The following is an 18,317-nucleotide window of genomic DNA, read 5'->3' as shown; positions in this document are numbered from 1 at the left end:
CCGTGTGAGCAACCCAACCTACGACTAGCTTGTTTTATTTTGAACCGATACCTCCATGAATTGTGACTCCGCTGCTGCCAGAAAGATCGATATCTATTTTATCTCCCCTATCTATATCACGCTCGGCAGTATTAATATTAATATCACGCCCCGCTTGAATTTTCGCTTGTGTTTCTTGTTTAACTTCCTCCCATCCCCCTTCCGGTAAACCTTTACCCCCACGCAATAACGCTACGGGAAAATCTTCTGTCTGGGAAAAGTCGAATATGGGGGTTTGTTCTTTACCTAATTGTTGAGCGCTTTCGGGAACGGTTTTGCTGACATGATTCATTAAGGAGTTTCTCTTGTTTCCCCCCTTCTCAAGGGGGGACTAAGAGGGGATCTCAATTTTTCTGCTTCCTCCAACAGCGGAGTTTCTCTTATTTCCGTGCTTCCCAAGGGAAGACCAATAGAGGATCTTAATTTCTCCGCTTCCTCCAACAACAATCTGGCCAAAGCAGTAGATTTTCCCGAACCTGGTCTTCCCACCAACAAAACATGATTAGGAGCATATTTGCGCAAACCCTCCAAAACCGTCAACCGTTCAATTTTCTCTTCTGGAGGTTCCCTCTGTTTTTCCTCCGCAATAGTTTGTACCATCAAACCTAAATCCAACAGTGGGGAAATATTTTGCCGTTGCTCCAGAGGCTTTTTTCCTGCCACATCCGTCAGAGTATAAACCTCCCACCATTTGGCATAGTCCCGACAGACTGATTCTAGATAGGGTATCCAATTAATCATAAAAGTCAAAAGTTAGAAGTTAGAAGTCATACCAATGCTCTATGAAGCTGCACTTAATATAAGTTAATTAAGATATAATAGTGGCTTTGTTGCATGAAAGTGCTAGAAGCATTATAACACAAGGGTTTATCAAGAAAATCTATAAATGAGAAAGTGCTGCCCTGTAAGAGTTTCAGGATATTAGTGCAACAAAACCTATAATAGTCAAGAAAACTATAGAGCGATCGCGGTTTCTATTTATAGCTCGTCCCTTAAAAGTTAAAATTAATCAAACAGTTTCCCAACTTGAAAAGCATTTAGGTAAATCAATAACAGCTAGAGAACGAGAACGAATACAGATGATTTACTGGCTAAAAACCAGTCTAGTATCGACTCGCCCAGAACTGTCCAAGCTACTAGGTCGCCATGAATCAACTATTACACCTTGGATCACACTTGATCGGGGTTTGCACATTATGGAATGATTAGGCCAAAAATTAGTTTAGACTTTGAGTAAAAATCTCCAAAAAAGAGGCAGTAGGCAGCTTTGCTGTAGGCAGTAGGGAACCCACCCCTCGCCCCTCCCAGGAGGGGGAGGGGAAATAATTGATAATTTATGTGTGAGAATTGATTTTATTTTGGATTTTTACCAGATGTCTATTTTAGCAATTGATTAATCCAAAATCCTGTTCATCAAAAATCTAAAATCATTTGTCACTGTGCAACGCCCTTGATCGAGTGGGAAAACTAGAAAAGCTGTTAGAAGTAAAAAATACACCATGGGAGCACCCACATTTAAGTTAAGATCCTAATGTGACAATGCCACCTCAACCAGGACAGTTTAACGCCAACAACGAACCAATCCCGTATACTTTGGCTCCAGAAAAGGAACCGATATTAATTACCAGTTGGGAAGAGTTCAAAACTAAGTTTGGCGATTTTCAAGAGGGCAATAAAATCTTAGCCCATGCTGTATATGGCTTCTTCTTCAATGGAGGTACTCGTTGTCATGTGCTGCGGGTTGCTCCTTCACAAGCAGCTCCTCCTGTCCCTCCTCCCAACAACCCTAGTCCAACTCCTGCTGCCCCTCCTCTCAACGACCCTAGTGATGAGTTAGAGCAGTTTGAAGCAGTTGATGAAATTACAATTGTTGCTGTACCTGGAGCAATAGCTCAAGCTCAACACACGGCCATCATTGCTCACTGTGCTAAAATGGGAGACCGAGTGGCTATTTTAGATGGCGATCAAACCCAAGGGCCAGGTAGTGCAGGCGGTATTCGTCCTGTTGGACGGAGTAAGGAAGCTAGCTATGCAGCCATTTACTATCCTTGGATTAAAGTCTTCGATCCAGTTAGCGAAGCACCGGATATTATACCTCCTAGTGGTCATATTGCTGGAATATATGCTCGCAATGATGCAACGCGGGGGGTATTTAAAGCACCTGCGAATGAAGTTATTGTTAATGCTCTCGATGTCAGTCGTCCCATTAGTAAAGCACAGCAGGATGGTTTAAATCCACAAGGGATTAACGTGATTCGTTCTTTCAAAGGCACAATTAAAGTCTGGGGAGGGCGGACAATGGCAGATGATGCTAATGCGGATTTTCGCTATATCAGTACCCGTCGCTATTTCAATTACTTAGTGGAATCTATTAATGATGGGACGCAGTTTGCTGTCTTTGAACCTAACGATCTAGGACTGTGGCAACGGATTAAACGGACAGTAGGGGACTTTCTGTTAAATGAATGGCGCAGTGGGGCATTATTTGGAGAAACACCGGATAAAGCTTTCTTCGTTAAATGTGACGCAGAAACTAATCCCAAAGCAGTCAGGGAGTTAGGACAAGTTGTTACCTTGATTGGGGTAGCAATTGTCAAGCCAGCGGAATTTGTTATCTTCCGTATCCAGCAAACGGCTGGCGAGTAGTAATCTGTTGAACCAACAAAATAAGGAGATTTAGTCATGCCAAGAGTTGATCCGTATAAAAACTATCGTTTCCTCATGGAGATTGATGGCATTGTTCAGGCAGGATTTTCTGAATGTAGTGGTTTTGGTTCTGAAGTGGAAGTCGTTGAATATCGTGAAGGTGGAGACGATGCTACAGTGCGTAAACTGCGAGGAAAAGCAAGTTACCCTGACATTTCTCTTAAATGGGGAATAACAGATTCCCGTGAACTCTATGACTGGCACTTAGCTGCTGTCAATGGACAGATTGAACGTAAAAATGGTTCCATCATTCTGCTTGATGATACAGGAAAGGAAAAAGTACGCTGGAACTTCTTCCATGCCTGGGCGAGTAAGTATGAAGCACCAAGCCTGGATGCCAAGGGAAGTGATGTTGCTATTGATAGCCTAACCGTAACTTGTGAACGTCTGGAGCGAGCATAAAAAGAGTATGGGAAGGGTGGGGAGTGTGGGAGGTGTGGGGAGACTTGCTAATGGTTGAAAATAGAACATTTTTTTTTACCAAATTAAGCGGATTTGATATGATATGATAACAAGATTTTTAGGTAAGTGCTTATGCAAAATTAATTGCACATTACTATTATATATCTCCAATCTTATCCAGAGATTATCAATTCTTTCTTCCTGTTCCCTGTTCCCTGTTCCCTGTTCCCTCTTATGAGTCTATAAAATCTTAGTTTTGACTTTTGACTTTTGACTTTTGAATTCCGTGAAACGGTATGAGTATTTCTGAGCAAACAACCATGCTGCAAACTGAGTATGAGTTTACATTACCAGCAGGTTATGTAGACAAAGAGGGGAATCTACATCGGGAAGGAATAATGCGACTAGCAACTGCTGCCGATGAAATTGTGCCCCTGAAAGACCCTCGTGTACAATCTAACCCAGCCTATTTAATTATCATTCTGCTATCTCGGGTTGTAACCAGACTAGGTTCCGTAGAAGTGATTAATCCTAAAGTAATTGAAGGGTTATTTGCTTCTGACTTATCCTATCTACAGGATTTGTACAATCGCATTAATGGCAATGGAACGCGAACACTCCAAATTATCTGCCCTCACTGTGAAAAGGATTTTGCTGTGGAGCTGGATCTATCGGGGGAATCTTAGGCTACCCTCTGAACCAACTCTATCAGGAGGTAGCCTATCTAGCCTATCACTTCCATTGGCACTATGAATCAATAATGGTAATGGAACACAGGGAAAGGAGACGGTGGGTTGAGGAAGTTGCCCAGATCAATAGGCGTTTGAATGCCCAAACCGGGCAGATAGAGTTTACCTAAAGGCTAAGACAATTAGCGATCGCGATTCAACAGCTTACTATTGGTACTTTTAAGATGGAAGATTATCCTTTACACCCTTCTAATAATCCAAGTAGTTTAACCTTGGGCAAACGTATACAGCGACGAGTGGTTGAACCTGCTGGGGTAATTAATACCCAGCAGCTACATTGCCATTACCAAGCTACTCAAGGAATGACTGGACGACTTGTACAAAGGTTAGGGTTACCGGAACAGGTAAAATTTCGCTATGGATCTGGAGTTTTGCAACCAACAGCAATAATTCAACGTCTGCAGCGACAGCGCACGGAATCAGCGGAGGTTCTTAATGAGCAATTTCCAGCAACTCCTGACGCTCACTCAGCAATGGGAGAAATGGTTCAACGTTCTATACCGCCTCAATCAAGGCCGTTTCAGAATAGTAGGGATATTCAAGGGAGAAGCTCTAATAAATTAGGTAAAGCTGACACAAATCCCCTACAGCCATCTATAACCCAGAAAGCAACGGTAATGACAAAACCAGTGGAAAAAAAACCACAATCTGACACTTCTGTTGTGAAGACAAGTAGGGGAGAAACAAACCAACCATTTCGGATTAGTCGCAAAGCAACTGTTTCAGAAGTTAATGCCAGTAATCTAGGAGCGAAGGTTGAAGCTGAACCTCACTCCCAAAAGGAGCTGGATTTGCCTCTTCCCAAAGCTACTAACCAATTATCGGCAAGTACGGTTCAAACAAAAGCGGATACTTCTGTTAATCCCAACAGTTTAGCGACTGGAACCCAGCCAAAAACTAATCCACCTCTGGTTAAAGGGATTATTCAAACTAAACCAGAAGATTTTAACCTAACTTCAATCGTACCAAAGACTGATTCTGGAAAACGGCAAGTAGATACTCATTCAAATTCTCATCCTACAGTAACTGAAACTCAACTTCAAACCAGTAGAGCTTCCCTACCTGCCTCCCCTGAAACATCTGGGACTTTTCGGATTAGTCGCAAAGCAACTGTTTCAGAAGTTAATGCCAGTAATCTAGGAGCGAAGGTTGAAGCTGAACCTCACTCCCAAAAGGAGCTGGATTTGCCTCTTCCCAAAGCTACTAACCAATTATCGGCAAGTACGGTTCAAACAAAAGCGGATACTTCTGTTAATCCCAACAGTTTAGTAACTGCAACCCAACCAAAAACTAATCCACCTCTGGTTAAAGGGATTATTCAAACTAAAGCAAATGAAGAGCTATCCACTGATAATTTTCGGATTAGTCGCAAAGCAACTGTTTCAGAAGTTAATGCCAGTAATCTAGGAGCTAGGGTTGAAGCTGAACCTCACTTCCAAAAGGAGCCGGATTTGCCTCTTACCCAAGCTACTAACCAATTATCGGCAAGTACGGTTCAAACAAAAGCGGATACTTCTGTTAATCCCAACAGTTTAGCGACTGCAACCCAACCAAAAACTAATCCACCTCTAACTTTAGAACTATTTTTTGATGTCACTGAAAGCCTTATTTTTCAGGATGTACGACAAGAAACTAACAACATTGTTGCACTGACTCTCATTCCGCGAGATGAAGAGCATCCGTCAGTTTGCGAAATTTCTTGGGGTGATGCTCCTGTTGGTTCTGATTTCCCTTTTGTGGGTGTAATTACCAGTTTGACCCAAAAATTTACCCTTTTTAAAGGCAATGGTAAACCCCTCAGAGCCAATTTAAGCGTTACTGTCTTAGAATTTCTCGCTCCGTTAGTAGACAAACGCAAGACAGATCCGGAATTAACCACCCGTATTATCAAGGGTGGCGACACTTTAAGCGATATATCAGCCCAATTTTACAACAATCCAAAACTGTGGCGCATTATTGCTCAAGCTAATCAGCTTGACGATCCACGCAACTTAGAAATGCAGATTGGTCGCACCTTAATTATTCCAAAACTGCGTTGAGGGAAATAATTTATGCCAGTTGCTAATCGCGAAAGCCCTCTTGTTCCTGATTTTGAGATTATTATCAACGGCTCACCTTTGCCTGTTGAAGCGAAATTGCACGTCCAACGCCTTACCGTTGACCATGATGTTAACTTACCTGGAATGTTTACACTGGAACTTACAGGTTCAGATAGCCAGGAAGAAGAAACTATCTGGATTGATGACGAAGAACTTTTTGCCATTGGCAATGTCGTTGAAGTTAAACTTGGCTATGCTAATGATTTAGAAACCCTGATTATTGGTGAAATTACGGGTATAGAACCAGAATTCGCCTTCGATCGCCTACCTAGTTTAACTGTCCGCGGGTATGACCGTCGCCATCGTCTCCAGCGAGGCCGCAAGACCAAAACCTTTGTCCAGCAAAAAGATAGTGAGATTGCTACCCAAATTGCCCAGGAGGCAGGACTCACGGCTCAAGTTGAAGATAGCCAAGTGGTGCATGATTATCTTTTACAAAGGTCGCAAACGGACATTGAGTTTTTGCAAGAGAGAGCAAAGCGGATTAACTATGAGGTAGTCGTTGAAGATAAAACTCTATTTTTCCGACCTGTAGGCAATGCAGAGAGCGAAATTTTAACTCTTAGCTTTGATGATGATTTGATGGAATTTTATCCCCGTCTGTCTTCTATGGGTCAAGTCAGTGAGTTAACAGTACGAGGCTGGAATCCTAAAGAAAAGCAAGAAATTGTCGGACAGGCAAGAGTAGGGGATGAGGTTTCAACTATGGGGGGACAAAGTAGCGGTGCTGCTATTGTTGAAGATGCTTTCGGTACAGCAGTTGCTACAGTCAGCGATCGCCCAGTGTTAACTCAAGCAGAAGCAGATCAATTTGCCAAAGCTCGCTTTAATAATCTCGCACTAGGATTAATTACTGGTGAAGGAGTTTGTTGGGGACGTACAGATTTACGGCCAGGCAAAGTAATCAAAATTGACGGGGTAGGGAAACGCTTTAGCGGTCAGTATTATGTTACTGCTACTGTGAATCGTTATCAAGGTCAATCTGGATATCGTACCCATTTTACAGTTCGGAGGAACGGAACATGAGGTTATTTGACCTGTTGATGGATAATGAAGAAAGAGAAGCGATCGCCTCTCGTATTTACGGTGTTGTGGTTGGTGTAGTTACCAACAATGAAGACCCAGAAGGACTAGGGAGAGTCAAAGTGAAATTTCCCTGGTTGAGTGATGAAGATGAGAGCGACTGGGCACGAATAGCTGCACCAATGGCAGGAAATGAAAGAGGGATTTATTTTTTGCCTGAAGTAGATGAGGAAGTTTTAGTCGCTTTTGAACATGGGGATGTGCGTTTTCCTTATATTATCGGGTTTTTATGGAATGGTAAAGAACCACCACCGACAACTAATGAAGACGGCAAAAATAATATCCGGCTCATCAAATCTCGTAGCGGTCATGTCATCCGTCTCAATGATGAAGAGGGTAAAGAAACTATTGAAATTGTTGATAAAACTGAAAAAAATAGCATTGTTTTTGATACTGCTAGTAACACGATTGCTATTAGCTCCGATGGAGACATAACTTTATCAGCAGTACAGGGCAATATTAAGCTAGAAGCACAGAATATTGAAATTAAATCTACAGCAGACACCAAAGTTGAATCTGGCGCCGGAATGAATCTTGAAGCCAGCAGCACCATGAATCTTAAAGGTCAAACTATTAATCTCAATTAGTTATCTCTAGAAAATATGGAGTAGGGAGTAGGGAGTAGGGAACCCACCCCTAACCCCTCCCAGGAGGGGAATAATTGAGAATTTATGTAGGATAATTGATTTTAATTTTTATTTTTGGAGATGTCTATGGGACAACCAGCAGCAAAACAAGGCGACCAAATTATTGCAGTTGATACTCACATTGTCATGGTACCGTCGGCAGGACCACCAGTACCGACACCCTTACCTCATCCTTTTTCTGGTATGATCAACGACAACCTCAGCAGTGATGTCAATATTATGGGAATGCCAGCAGCAACTGTAGATAGCACTGCTGACAATACTCCATCTCATATTCCGACACCTCCGGGCACTAGCTTTCAAAATCCCCCGGCGAATAAAGGCACGGTCAAAATTGGTAGCCAAACTGTAAAGATCAACGGTAAATCAGCAGCCAGGAATGGAGATATTGCTGAAACTTGTAACGATCCGGTAGATGCACCAGTGGGTCAAGTGGTAGCAGTCAGTACAGTTTTTATTGGATGAAAGGGAGGGCATGATGTCTAAACCATTTTTAGGTGTAGGTGTAGGATTTCCAGTCAGTCTAGATACTGAGGGAGATTTCCAACTTGCTAAATATGAGGAGAGTGTACGCCAGTCAATCTTAATTATCCTGGGTACTGCCAAAGGTGAGCGAGTTATGCGTCCCGATTTTGGTTGCAGCATTTACGACTTAGTTTTTGAGCCTAACTCACCGTCCACTGCTGGCAAAGTATCCCAAGCTGTTCAGGAAGCGTTGCTGTTATTTGAACCTCGTATTGATGTCTTAGATGTGCGAGTCCAATCTCCATCTCAAGAGAGGGAGAAGATGCTGGTTACTATCGATTATCAAGTACGGGCAACTAATAACGTTTTTAACTTAGTTTATCCGTTTTATCTAGAAGGAGGAGGAGGTTAATGGGGAAACTAGCGCCCAAAATTGATCAAAGGACGGCAAAGGATATTGCCGAACAGGTACAGCAACTTATCAAAGAATATACAAAAAAAAACCAAGAGCTTAAAGGAACTAGTGCTGCTTTAGTTAATATTTTTGCCCGTTTTGCCGAGATTATTATTGAGCGACTTAATCAAGTTCCCGATAAGAATTTCTTAGCATTTTTGGATTTATTAGGTGCTTCTCGTTTACCCCCTCAACCGGCACGGGTACCTTTGACCTTTTCTCTGGCTGGGGGAAGTACAATTGATGCAGTAGTGCTAAAGGGAACCCAGGTTGCTGCACCTCCAGGGGAAGGAGAAAAAGACCCGGTTATTTTTGAAACGGAGCGAGAGTTAATCGTAACCGCTGCTAAGTTAGAGTCTATTTTTGTCCGAGATCCAGAGCAGGATTTATACAGTAATCATAGTGCAATTCTGACTCAACAAGGAGCGGAAGGTGTTTATGTCTTTCGGGGAAATCAGCCCATTGAACATATTTTTTATCTTGGACATAGTAAGCTTTTGGGGTTTGCTGACATTGGTACGTTTACAGTAAAGATTAATTTATCAGAAGCCCTGATGGGAACAGGAGAGATAACATGGCAAATTTGGCAGGAAACCGAAAATGGCGCTGATTGGCAAGACCTGACACCGAGCAATGATGGAACTCAAGGCTTGACTCAAAGTGGCGATCGCGAAATTGAATTTAGTAATCTTACCGCTTTACCTTTAACTACTGTTAATTTAGTAACTAGTCGTTGGCTTCGCTGTCGGTTAGTTACTCCCATTACTCTTGTCAATCAATTACCTAAGATTGCGGATATCAAACTTGAAGCTACTATCCATTCCACTGAACTATTAATCGAAACAGCTTTTCTTAATCAAGTACCCGTTGATTTAACTAAAGAGTTTTTCCCGTTTGGAGAAAAACCCAAGCTTGGAGATACCTTATATTTAGCTAATAGTCAAGTTTTTTCTCAAGAAAATGCTCAAATTACTCTTCAAGTTAACTTGATCAATCCCGCCGGTGAACCAGGTGCTCTTCCTATAGCAAGAATTAGCAGTGAGCCAGATGACCTTCCTGTTCCTACACAAGCTTCCAGAAATCTAAGACTGAGGTGGGAATTTTGGAATGGTAAAGTCTGGCAAGAATTAAGAACAACAGTTGCTGCTGGATTTCAAGGCAGTCCCCAGATTTTTACGGGAAATGGTCAGGTAGTGTTTACCTTAGTTGAAAAACCTGCTCCCACCACAGTTAATGGAGTAGAAAGTTTCTGGATTCGTGTGCGAATTAGTGCTGGAAACTATGGTAGAGAAGCATCCTATCAACAAGTAGGAGAAGGCTATCGATTGCAGCCAGCCACATTTGCCCCCCCCTTGATTGAATCAATTGTAGTGAGCCACACCTTAACCCTATCAGACGCAGAACCAGAAGAGGTGCTCACCTACAATGACTTCATTTATGCAACTAATCCTGTTCCACCTTTCATTCCTTTTCACAAAACCGACCTTAAGCAACCAGCTTGCTATCTCGGTTTTAGTTTACCATTAGCTATAACAGATTTTCCCAATCGTACTCTCAGCCTGTTTCCCAGGGTAACTGAGGTAAAATATGGAGACGATCATATCCCATTGTTACCTAATGCAACTAATGGGACACAATTGAATAAAACTGAGCAAGTTCAACTTTCCTGGCAATATTGGAATGGCAAAGGATGGGGACGGCTGACTATAAGAGATGAAACAGAAAACTTTACCCGTTCCGGTTTAATTGAATTTCTGCCACCAGCAGATTTTACACCCAAGGAAGACTTTAATCTACCTCCCCGTTATTGGCTGCGGGTTCAATGGTTACAGGGTGACTACGAAGTTGAACCAAGGCTGGAGCAAGTACTGCTAAACACCACGATGGCAGTCCAAACCTTAACCATCCAACAGGAAAACCTTGGTTCTAGTGATGGCAGCGAGAATCAAAAGTTTCAGACAACTCGCCAGCCAATTTTAGCAGGTCAGCAGTTGGAAGTCCGGGAACCAGAAGTGCCTTCGGCTTTAGAAAAGCAAAAAATTGTCCTGGAAGAAGGGGAAGATGCCATTACAACTATTGCTGATGCCACAGGAAGACCTCAAGCAATTTGGGTACGTTGGCATCAAGTCAAGGATTTTTATCAATCAGAACCACGCGATCGCCATTATGTCCTCGACAATCTTACCGGAAAGATTACCTTCGGCGATGGACGCAATGGGTTAATTCCTCCCCCTGGTAAAGGCAATCTCCGTATGAGTCGCTATCAAACCGGTGGTGGCACTGCTGGCAACAAACCCGCTGGAGCAATCGTACAACTCAAAACGACAATTCCTTATGTAGACAAAGTAATCAACCATCAAGCCGCAGCAGGGGGTGCCGCAGCGGAAAGCTTGGAATCCTTGATTGAGCGGGCCCCCAAGGAAGTTCGCCATCGTCAGCGTGCTGTAACTAAGGAAGATTACGAAGATTTAGCCAAACTTGCTTCTCCGCAGGTAAGTAGAGCTAGGTGTATACCCTTAGCCAATTTGAAAACTAATCCCCTAGATACCAAACCCAATTTAAGGGGAGCCGTGAGTGTAATTATTGTACCCCACTCCCAGGAAGCTAAACCCCTACCTAGTTTAGAGCTAACTAATCGTGTCCAAAGTTACTTACAAACCTACAGTGAACCAACAGTGACAATCTCGGTAGTAGGCACTCCCTATGTCCGTGTAGATATTACCACGGAAATTGCAGTTACTTCCCTAGAAGGAGCTGGTGAGGTGGCGCAAACAGTGGAGCAAACCTTAGCTAGTTTTCTCCATCCTCTCACGGGAGGTTTTGAAGGTAGAGGTTGGAATTTTGGTCGTCAGCCTTACAAATCTGACTTTTACCGACTATTAGAAAGAGTGCCGGGAGTAGATCATGTTTCTAGTTTGGAGGTGGCTGAAATTGAAGAATTAGCAGGTGCTAGCCAGACTGAACGCTTTTTGGTGTATTCGGGTAACCATAGCATCAGTTTAACTTTTTTGGAGTAAGGAGGAGAAACGACTATGGCCATAGAATTACCTAATTTAGACGATCGCACCTATGATGATTTGGTGCAAGAAGCCCTGGGTATGATTCCCACCGATGCACCGCAATGGACTAATCATAATCCTTCTGATCCTGGGATTACCCTGATTGAATTGTTTGCCTACCTTACCGAGATGCTCCTTTATCGGCAAAATCGGGTAACAGAAGCGAATAAGTGGATGTTTTTACAACTTCTCAATGGACCCGATTGGCAGCCAAATCAGGATTTACAGACAGAGATTAAAGAAGCAATTACCAAAGTACGCGATCGCTATCGAGCTATTACCTGTAATGATTTTGTGGAGTTAGCTCTAGAAGCAGATCCTACCATTGCCAGAGCACACTGTATCCCTCGACGTAACCTCAACTCAGAAAATCCCTTAGTGGAACCTGTGGATCAACCAGGTCATGTGAGTATTATTATTATTCCCGGTGGTAAACAAGTAGTGATTTTTGCTTTATTGCTCCTGATACAGAGCAATTTATATCAACTAGCATCACTACTGATACAGTATTACCTTGTTAACTACGGTAACCATAGCAACAATAGTCCCCCTCAACCAAGCTCATTCCTGATTAATCAGGTAAAAAAACACTTAGAAAAACGGCGATTGATTGGTACAGCAATCCATGTAGTTGTGCCAAGCTACATCACCATTAGCATCAGATTAACTATATACCTCAATCGCGAAGCAGAGGTAGAAACCAGCGGGGAACAAATAAATAACGCCCTAGAAAACTTTTTCGATCCCCTACCAAATCCTGACAATCCCCAAGGTTGGCAATTTGGTCGCAATGTTTATGTTTCCGAACTTTATCAACTACTTGATGAACTAGAATTTGTGGATTATGTAACCAAAACCCACCAGCAAGATGAAGTATTTCTTCCTGCTCCTGATGCCATTGCCAACGAGCAACGCCTAGTTTACACCAATACAAAAGAGCTAAGTGCTATCCAGCTTAAACCAGAAGAATTAGTTAATTTAGATATTGTAAACAGCGAGCTATATATTATTTCTCCCATAGAAAATGTTGATTTCACCGAATAAAGACTACAATAAAACTAATGACCAATTCAGAATAAGTAGGTTGGGTAGAGCGATAGCGAAACCCAACGCTAGAGGCGGCGGTGTTGGGTCTCGTTGCCTCGACCCAACCTACATTTTTAGCTTCCATGGAAAATGTTAATTTCACCGGTTCAAGACTATAATAAAACTAATGACCAATTTAGACAGTTCCCCCAGTAAACTTTTAGACTATCTGCCAGAGATTTATCAAAGCGATCCTTTCATCGGTCAATTTTTACTACCCTTTGAAGAAATTATTTTCGGTAGTTTAGAAGCGCCAATTGCCGATATTCATACCTACTTTGATTCTCAACAAACACCTCCAGACTTCCTACCTTGGTTATCTAGCTGGGTAGGGTTAAGTCTCAGGGCAGATTTAGATATTCCCAAACAACGGGAGTTCATTGCCAATACTGTAGAAAGATATCGCTATCGAGGAACTAAAGCCAATTTACAAGCACTGCTGGAATTATTTCTAGATAAAGAATACAAAGTCACTATTACTGATACTTCCAATGCCGAATTTCAAATTGGTGACTCCCAACTGCTCAACCAAGTTGACAATCCCGAAGAACTTCCCCCGCGATCGCTCTTGGGTAGAGGGACTTACCTTGGTGGTGGCATACCCCACTTTTTTATCGTCAGAATTACTCCAGCAAAAGGCTTAACCCAAGAGCAACTTAACCGACAAATAGATATTGCCATTGCTATCATTGAACAGGAAAAACCTGCCCATACCAACTACAGACTAGAAATTATTTACAGTATGCAGATTGGTACTTATGATCCTAATTCTAGAAAAGGTACTGGTTCCCAGATTGGCATTGATACTGTTTTTGGCAATATTCCTGAAAATTACAACAATCTAACTTAGGAGAATAACGATTATGACCGATATACAACGCCCCAATTACTTTACTTCCCAGTTTTTAATCGAAGAAGACTTTAACGATGAGCAAACCTACCATCGTGACATGCGCCTGCGTCACAATCGCTTACTCCATAGCTGGGGTGTGGTGACAGGATTAGAAGTAACCAAAGACGGGGATAAAAAAGTTGCCGTTAGCGAGGGTATGGCTATTGATCAGGATGGTCGAGAAATTATTCTTTTACCCGATTCTGAAAGAAATACCCTTAACTTAGATGGATTAGAACTCAATACAACTATTGAAATTGCCATTATCTATCACGAAATTAAGGATAAGCCTTACCGAATAGGTGACAAAACTAAATACACTCGCATTACTGAACGTCCCAAATTTATCATTTACCGTGGTAAAAAAAGGGAAAACTGTGATGACGATCACTTAGAGGTAAGAACTGGTAGTGCCCCTACCGATGGTAATGTGATGCTCTTGGCACGGGTGAACCTAGACAACAATGGTAACGTCAGTACAGTTGAGGATTCACGGAAACTTGCTGGTGGTAAAACCAAGTGGTCTGATGGGGAGAATAACAGTATTTACTACAATGATGGCAATGTAGGGATTGGAACAACATCTATTCATAATCCTCAGAGTTGGGACAAAGCTTTAGACATCTTAGGTTCACGACATGCTCGGTTCAATGTCAGGTCGGGTGGTGGGGTAGTAACCAGTGTTTTTAGTCATAATAATTGGAATGGAGCCAGAGGGATAATTGGAACGGAATCGAACCACCCATTGACTTTGGCTACTGGCTATCGACATCGTATGACGATTGACACTAGTGGCAGGGTGGGCATTGGCACAACTAATCCTAGTGAAAAATTAGAGGTAAATGGAACTGTTAAAGCCACTAAGTTTGAAGGGGATGGTTCTGGTTTAACTGGAATTAGTGGCGGCGGAAAGTGGAAGACATTAGAGGATAATTTTATCCGCTACCAAGGCGGAGTTTTCGTTGGGAATCGCCTTCCTAGCCCTAAAAATAATAACTACGAAGCAACAGGATTATGTGGTGCTATCTTCGCCATAACGGAAAGAGTAAATAAGGTCACTAAATCCTACGGTGTTAGGGGTCATTTTGATGGTTTTTTAACAGTACAAGGTGACGATGAAACAAATCAGGAAGAAATTATCGTTAAAGAGGAGCTTGATAACACCAGAGATGATGCCCTTGAAGATAAGATTTCCCCCCCGGAAGGCATTACTCTAGCAAATAGTCCTGAGTCTGTGAAACCTGGGGGTTTTGTTGAAGGGCTAACTGAGAATTCTGTAGAGGCAGTTGATAAAATTGAAGGTGCTACGACAGATCAATCTATTCTTTCTGGATATGGTGGCTATTTCACCGCTGTCAATCGTGGGACATCTTTTGTCTACGGGGTTTACGGTGAAGCACAAAATTCAAACATCACAGTTAGAGGACTCCGGGCCTATGGTGTTTACGGTAAGGCTACAGGTGCTGGCGATAATTATGCTGGCTACTTCGATGGTAGAGTCCATGTAACAGGTAATTTAACAGCTAACAATGTACAACAAAACTCCTCACGACAGTTAAAAGAGAATATAAATACCCTGACAATAGAAGACGCCCTAGAAACCTTGGAAGGACTCAATCCCGTCCAATTTCGCTACAAAGAAGATCATCAACAAGAAACCCACATTGGATTTATTGCCGAAGATGTGCCGGATTTAGTAGCAAGTCGCGATCACAAAACCCTCAGTCCAATGGATATTGTGGCGGTTTTAACCAAAGTGGTGAAGGAGCAAAATAACACGATTTCATTGCTAATGCAGAAGGTACAAACTTTGGAAAATAAAAGTCAATCTAGCGCTTTTTAGCCTAATCACCTAAACATAATTTTTTACTTCTTCCCTGCTCCCTGCTCCCTGTTCCCTATTCCCTATTCCCTATTCCCTGCTCCCTAAAACCAATAATTTTTACCAGACTCAATTTAAAACTACTATAATAACCATAATGACAGATATACAACGTCCCAATTACTTTACTTCCCAGTTTTTAGTAGAAGAAGACTTCAACGATGAGCAATCCTACCATCGTGATATGCGCCTGCGTCACAATCGCTTACTCCATAGCTGGGGTGTGGTGACAGGATTAGAAGTAACCAAAGACGGGGATAAAAAAGTTGCCGTTAGTGAGGGTATGGCTATTGATAATGATGGTCGAGAAATTATTCTTTTACCCGATTTTGAAAGAAATACCCTTAACTTAGATGGATTAGAACTCAATACCAATATTGAAATTGCCATTATCTATCACGAAATTAAGGATAAGCCTTACCGAATAGGTGACAAAACTAAATACACTCGCATTACTGAACGTCCCAAATTTATCATTTACCGTGGTAAAAAAAGGGAAAACTGTGATGACGATCACTTAGAGGTAAGAACTGGTAGTGCTCCTACCGATGGTAATGTGATTCTCTTGGCACGGGTGAACCTAGACAACAATGGTAACGTTAGTACGGTGGATAATTCTGTACGGAAACTTGCTGGTACTCAGTCATCTAGCACTGGAAAGTGGTCTGATGGTGATGATAAGAGTATTTACTACAATGATGGCAATGTCGGGATTGGTACAGAAAATCCTAGTGAAAAACTAGAAGTAGATGGCACTGTTAAGGCAAAGTCCCTGACTACTACTGGCATGATTAGGGGGTCATCAATGCCGCCTAATCTAATCAGAAATTCCTACATGAATATACTTGATGGCAACAAGCCTGCTGGGTACACCACCCTTGGGAATGTTACTTTAGAAGCAGCCCACCCTTTCACGAAAGGGTTTGAAGGACCCTATGTAGGCGAAAAACCAGCCAATGCTGCCGATAGTGTAGATGATGCAACCGAAGAAAATCCCTATTGGTTTGGCAGATTTAACAAAGGTGCGCGCATCAAAAGAGGTGGTTTAGCTGATGGTTGGGCTAGTTTTCGTGACGGTAAGATTTTGAAAATTACTGGGGATAATTCAGCACAACATACCGTGGTACTTTTTCCCTTTGAGTCCCAAGGGAATTTTTTCACCAAAAAGGTACATTTGAAAGCTTGGCTCAAGATTTCTTCCGGTAAACAAGTGGGATTTGGCGAAGTTGCTGGGTGGTATGGTAATCGTGGGAGACTCTTTCTTACTAAAGAACAAAGTGATCAGGCTCCAGATGGTTGGTATCGAGTAGATGGCGTAATTCCCACATCTGAGGTAACGAGTTTGGGTGGTCAGAGTTTTTCTATGGGTATAGAGGGTGACGGGGATGACGGAGCTTTTGAAGTATATCTAGCCTTACCATACCTAGCCAATTTAGATAATGATAGCTGGCTTCCTAGTGTTTCTGATATGCTTTCGCGGGATGGGTTAACAGTTCATCCTACTTCTGGTAATGTTGGCATTGGGACAAATAATCCTAGTCAAAAATTAGAGGTAGATGGAATTGTTAAGGCAACTAGGTTTGTAGGAGATGGTTCTGGTTTAACTGGGATTCGTGCTGGCGGTAGTACAAAGTGGTCTGATGGGGAGAATAACACTATTCACTACAATGATGGCAATGTCGGCATTGGGACAAATAATCCTAGTCAAAAATTAGAGGTGGCTGGAACTGTTAAGGCCACTAAATTTGAGGGGGTAGGAGACTCAACCATCGATGGTTCCCTAACCATTGCTGGAAACCTGGAAGTACAGGGAGATGTGATTGCCCGTGATACAGAACATATTGAGGGGAATGTTTCCTTGGGTGATGCTGATAACGATGAAGTTAGTATTCATGGGGTGTTGCGCTCCACCCACTCCTCTGGAACACTACAAATAGATGATGCTTTAAACGTTACAGGTCCGCTGACTGTAAGTGGCAATGTTGGTATCGGAACAGCTATTCCACAAAGACCATTGGATGTGGAGTCTGAGAAAGGAAACTACGGTTTGAAGATTGGTGCTAAGGACAAAAAGACGAAAATCTATCTCCATATCGCTGCCGGAGACTATGGGTATCTTGATTTAGGAGGAGAAACTCGACTTAGGGGTAATGGTCAATTATCAACTTTTTCTGGTAAGTTACAAATTGCTGGTTCTTTGGATGTTAATGGCAATGTTGGTATCGGTACAAAGAACCCAAGTGCTAAATTAGTTGTTACCGGAGGTGAAACTACCTTACAGCAAGAAAGCTGGAAAACTCCAACACTCCAAAATGGTTGGGTTAATTATGGCCGTGGGTACAATAGTGCTGGCTACTTTAAAGATAGCCTGGGTATAGTTCACCTGAAGGGTTTAGTCAAAAATGGCACAGCTAACACAATTTTTACATTGCCAGTAGGATATAGACCCGCTGCTCAAGAACTTCATAGTGTTGCAACATCACCCAATGCTATGGCTAGGGTTGATATCTTGTCTAATGGAACAGTACAAAGAATAAGTGGAAGTAGCACTTGGATTTCTTTAGATGGAATTACTTTTAGAGCAGGTTCATCGACTCGTGGCGATGGTATTATCAGAGATGTCATAGTTGGCGATACTATAAGAGATGTCATAGTTGGCGATACTATAAGAGATGTCATACAGTAGCTTAATATCATGTCCGGTTGAATAGTTATAAATAAGGAGGGAGGGGTCAACCCACCCCTCGCCCCTCC

Annotated in this window: 18 protein-coding genes; 15 read left to right on the top strand and 3 right to left on the bottom strand. The window is 42.3% G+C overall.

The annotated features are described in order from the left end of the window. Positions 1 to 34 precede the first annotated feature (34 nt). Complete coding sequence (locus F6K18_RS27060) at positions 35 to 331, bottom strand: hypothetical protein (RefSeq protein WP_287525402.1); 297 nt, start codon at positions 329 to 331, stop codon at positions 35 to 37. Continuing rightward, entirely contained in the window at positions 331 to 780 is a 450-nt protein-coding gene (locus F6K18_RS27055) for a hypothetical protein (protein ID WP_287525400.1), read from the bottom strand. The genes F6K18_RS27060 and F6K18_RS27055 overlap by 1 nt, the downstream gene beginning before the upstream one ends. A 338-nt stretch (positions 781 to 1,118) precedes the next feature. Between F6K18_RS27055 and F6K18_RS27050 the strand changes: the two genes are divergently transcribed. From F6K18_RS27050 to F6K18_RS27000, 12 genes are all read left to right on the top strand, one after another. Next, positions 1,119 to 1,244, top strand: a complete 126-nt coding sequence (locus F6K18_RS27050; RefSeq protein ID WP_275670383.1) for a hypothetical protein — start codon at positions 1,119 to 1,121, stop codon at positions 1,242 to 1,244. Positions 1,245 to 1,578: 334 nt separating this feature from the next. Further along, positions 1,579 to 2,685: a phage tail sheath subtilisin-like domain-containing protein gene (locus tag F6K18_RS27045; protein ID WP_287525398.1), complete on the top strand. Its 1,107-nt coding sequence runs from the start codon at positions 1,579 to 1,581 to the stop codon at positions 2,683 to 2,685. A gap of 36 nt (positions 2,686 to 2,721) precedes the next feature. Beyond that, positions 2,722 to 3,147 carry a phage tail protein gene (locus F6K18_RS27040; protein WP_287525396.1) on the top strand — a complete coding sequence of 142 codons (426 nt, stop codon included), beginning with the start codon at positions 2,722 to 2,724 and terminating at the stop codon, positions 3,145 to 3,147. 296 nt (positions 3,148 to 3,443) lie between these two features. Continuing rightward, positions 3,444 to 3,833 carry a phage tail assembly protein gene (locus F6K18_RS27035; protein WP_353735188.1) on the top strand — a complete coding sequence of 130 codons (390 nt, stop codon included), beginning with the start codon at positions 3,444 to 3,446 and terminating at the stop codon, positions 3,831 to 3,833. Next, positions 3,818 to 4,006: a DUF6760 family protein gene (locus tag F6K18_RS36910; RefSeq protein ID WP_353735190.1), complete on the top strand. Its 189-nt coding sequence runs from the start codon at positions 3,818 to 3,820 to the stop codon at positions 4,004 to 4,006. Before F6K18_RS27035 ends, F6K18_RS36910 begins: the two co-directional genes overlap by 16 nt. 54 nt (positions 4,007 to 4,060) lie before the next feature. Then, on the top strand, positions 4,061 to 5,935 hold the full coding sequence (locus F6K18_RS27030) for a LysM peptidoglycan-binding domain-containing protein (RefSeq protein ID WP_287525394.1): 1,875 nt from the start codon (positions 4,061 to 4,063) through the stop codon (positions 5,933 to 5,935). A gap of 12 nt (positions 5,936 to 5,947) precedes the next feature. Beyond that, positions 5,948 to 7,021: a hypothetical protein gene (locus tag F6K18_RS27025; protein WP_287525393.1), complete on the top strand. Its 1,074-nt coding sequence runs from the start codon at positions 5,948 to 5,950 to the stop codon at positions 7,019 to 7,021. After that, positions 7,018 to 7,665 (top strand): phage baseplate assembly protein V, encoded by a 648-nt coding sequence (locus tag F6K18_RS27020; RefSeq protein WP_287525392.1) that lies wholly within the window; start codon positions 7,018 to 7,020, stop codon positions 7,663 to 7,665. The genes F6K18_RS27025 and F6K18_RS27020 overlap by 4 nt, the downstream gene beginning before the upstream one ends. A 126-nt stretch (positions 7,666 to 7,791) precedes the next feature. Then, complete coding sequence (locus F6K18_RS27015; RefSeq protein WP_124154259.1) at positions 7,792 to 8,190, top strand: PAAR domain-containing protein; 399 nt, start codon at positions 7,792 to 7,794, stop codon at positions 8,188 to 8,190. A gap of 10 nt (positions 8,191 to 8,200) precedes the next feature. After that, complete coding sequence (locus F6K18_RS27010) at positions 8,201 to 8,602, top strand: GPW/gp25 family protein (protein ID WP_287525390.1); 402 nt, start codon at positions 8,201 to 8,203, stop codon at positions 8,600 to 8,602. After that, the gene (locus F6K18_RS27005) at positions 8,602 to 11,661 is read left to right on the top strand and encodes a putative baseplate assembly protein (protein WP_287525388.1); all 3,060 of its coding nucleotides are present in this window, start codon (positions 8,602 to 8,604) and stop codon (positions 11,659 to 11,661) included. The genes F6K18_RS27010 and F6K18_RS27005 overlap by 1 nt, the downstream gene beginning before the upstream one ends. Positions 11,662 to 11,676: 15 nt before the next feature. After that, positions 11,677 to 12,747 (top strand): baseplate J/gp47 family protein, encoded by a 1,071-nt coding sequence (locus F6K18_RS27000; protein WP_287525386.1) that lies wholly within the window; start codon positions 11,677 to 11,679, stop codon positions 12,745 to 12,747. On the opposite strand, the gene F6K18_RS26995 is transcribed toward F6K18_RS27000, so the two are convergent. Further along, complete coding sequence (locus tag F6K18_RS26995) at positions 12,737 to 12,892, bottom strand: hypothetical protein (RefSeq protein WP_287525385.1); 156 nt, start codon at positions 12,890 to 12,892, stop codon at positions 12,737 to 12,739. The two genes, F6K18_RS27000 and F6K18_RS26995, sit on opposite strands and share 11 nt — an antisense overlap. 24 nt (positions 12,893 to 12,916) lie before the next feature. Between F6K18_RS26995 and F6K18_RS26990 the strand changes: the two genes are divergently transcribed. The 3 genes from F6K18_RS26990 to F6K18_RS26980 all read left to right on the top strand — a co-directional run bounded on the left by F6K18_RS26990 (position 12,917) and on the right by F6K18_RS26980 (position 18,249). Continuing rightward, positions 12,917 to 13,639 carry a phage tail protein gene (locus F6K18_RS26990; RefSeq protein ID WP_287277450.1) on the top strand — a complete coding sequence of 241 codons (723 nt, stop codon included), beginning with the start codon at positions 12,917 to 12,919 and terminating at the stop codon, positions 13,637 to 13,639. A 100-nt stretch (positions 13,640 to 13,739) separates the two neighbouring features. After that, on the top strand, positions 13,740 to 15,524 hold the full coding sequence (locus F6K18_RS26985) for a tail fiber domain-containing protein (RefSeq protein WP_287525383.1): 1,785 nt from the start codon (positions 13,740 to 13,742) through the stop codon (positions 15,522 to 15,524). Between the two features lie 136 nt (positions 15,525 to 15,660). Continuing rightward, positions 15,661 to 18,249: a hypothetical protein gene (locus F6K18_RS26980; RefSeq protein WP_287525382.1), complete on the top strand. Its 2,589-nt coding sequence runs from the start codon at positions 15,661 to 15,663 to the stop codon at positions 18,247 to 18,249. Positions 18,250 to 18,317 lie beyond the last annotated feature (68 nt).

The sequence above is a fragment of the Okeania sp. SIO2C2 genome, from assembly GCF_010692625.1.
Classification (GTDB): Bacteria; Cyanobacteriota; Cyanobacteriia; order Cyanobacteriales; family Microcoleaceae; genus Okeania; species Okeania hirsuta.
The sequence above is the reverse complement of the archived record's forward strand: the minus strand, read 5'-3'. Positions and strand labels throughout refer to the sequence as shown.